Source organism: Alteromonas sp. AO-Serp (genome assembly GCF_017849675.1).
Classification (GTDB): Bacteria; Pseudomonadota; Gammaproteobacteria; order Enterobacterales; family Alteromonadaceae; genus Alteromonas; species Alteromonas macleodii.
Map to the genome: position 1 here is coordinate 1 of NZ_JAFLMX010000218.1, position 2,124 is coordinate 2,124.

The following is a 2,124-nucleotide window of genomic DNA, read 5'->3' on the forward strand; positions in this document are numbered from 1 at the left end:
GTTTTCTAGCTTTAAGTCTGCTTGTTGTTTTTGCTGAGTTAATCGCTTTTGCAGTTCAAGTAAGGTGTTGCGGGTATCTTCGTCTAAAAGCGCATTGCTAAACGCTTGCTCATCGTCAAATGGGCTGCTCGCCAACTGACGGCTAAAGTGCTCTGTTGCCTCTGTAAGTGCTTGCTCTTTTTCGCGCAGTTGCTCATTGAGCTGGGCAATTTCGGCCTCTAAACGAGACAATATAGTGTCCGTTTGTTGCAGGCGAGATTTGCATTCACTCACGTTTCGCTCAGCCATTTCTTGGCCAGCGCTTGCCTTATTCCTTGTTTCAGCAATATCCCCTTCTGGGAATACGGTTTTGCGCGAGTCTCGCAGCGCCTTTAAACTATTATCTAGCTGCACAAGCTCTTCAGATACATCCTTTAGCTGATTCTCAGCGCTTTCGATATCACGACTAACCACTAGCAAGGCGCTACTTACCCCTTGCAACTCATCTTTAAGTTTAGCGTGTAGCTGATGATTGTGTTTATAGGTTTTAAGCGCTTCGGCTTTTTCATTTAACCACGTGGCAATTCCATCAATAGCCAAGTTGTGAATATCAGCACCGTGCGCCGTCATAGTTTCCCTAAGCGCTAAAATACCATCGTTAACCCCTTTTGTTTTATTCTCTAACTCTGCACTACGTTCTGTAAATTGCTTTTCCAAGGTTTCGCGCTGCTGCAGAGAAACTGCAAGTTCTGACTGCTTGCCTTGTAATGCCTGTTGCGCTTCATTTTTAGCCTGCAGTGCAGCATTTAGAGCTTGCTCGCACTCATCTAAACGCGTTAATTGGGCACTAATATCATCGAGACGAGTTTTAAACTGCTGGGTAAATTGAGCGACGCTTTGCGATGTATTAATGTCGACCTTTTCAAAGCTCGGTATATCAGCGCTAAGTACGCTTGAAATCTGCTGCCATTTTTCTAGCAGCGTATCTCGTTGCCCGCTTGCCTGTTCTAGCTGCTTATTAACCTGAGCTAGCGTGAATTCAGATTGTGTAACACTTTCTTTTGCCCGCGCCCCTTGCTGCTCAATATCATCTAACTGCTGCTTTAAGCTATCTCGCTTTTGGATAGTTTCAGGTACATCAATAACCACGCTAGACGTGGTGTGCTCGTTTGCCCCACAGACAGGGCATGGCTCGCCACTTTTTAGCTGGGCGCGCAGGTGCGCCACTTCAGCATCCAAGGCAATAAGCGCCTCTATGTCTTTTAAATTACTACGAGTTTGCTTGTAAGCATCAACCAAGGCTTGGCGGTCAGATTGCTGCTGAGCTAGTTTCTTCGCTAAGTCTTCCTTTTGCGCACCCAGCGATACTTTCTCTTGTTCTAGTGCCAAATATTGCTGTTGAATATGCCCTATCTGTAACACGTTATCCCAATGATGGAGCTTGGTATCACGCTCTTGCTGAAGGCTTGCTTTGCTGGTTGCATTAGCACTATTAGTATCACTTGGTTTGTCAGATAGCGCGGCCTGAAGTGCCTTTTCGCACTTGGCTACTTGCCCGTTTTTGTCATCGAAGGTCTGCGTTAAGGTGCTTAACGACTCATTTGTCTTTGCAATAGCGTCATCTAGGGATGAAAGCGCCTGACGATCATTCTTTACGCTTTGTGTCAGTGTTTCTAACTGCTTCTGATCATGTTCAATATGGCGCGCCGTTTCACTCCAGCCACTTATAAATTCTGCCATGCCGCTAAGTGAGTGATGTTCACGTAAGTAAGTTTCCAGTTCACCAAGCTTTGTTTTGTTATCTGCCGAAGCGTTTTCGATTTCTGTGCGCTTTAGCGTTAACGTGTTTATTGATTGCTTTAAACGTGCCGCATTTTCGTTTGCTTTTTGCTGTTCAGTAGTGAGTTGCGCTATTTGGTTATCTAGCGGAACTACCTGCTCGTTTATGCGCTTTTCAAGCTCACTGCTTTGTTGTTTTGTAAGAACTAACGCTTGTTCAGCGTTCATCACTTCCAAACTGAGCTGTGCCTTTTGCGTTTTTAAGTCGGGCAACTGGGCTGCTTTCTCTTCAAGCCTTTCTTTATAACGGGTTACGTCTTGCTGAAGCCCGTTTCTTTGCAAAAATGGCAGGCGAAGCTTTTCAGC

1 pseudogene is annotated in these 2,124 nt (G+C 45.4%); it reads right to left on the reverse strand.

Annotation, left to right across the window (positions count from 1 at the left end):
- A pseudogene (locus QVA83_RS14830) lies at positions 1-2,124 on the reverse strand (AAA family ATPase); the annotation flags it as partial.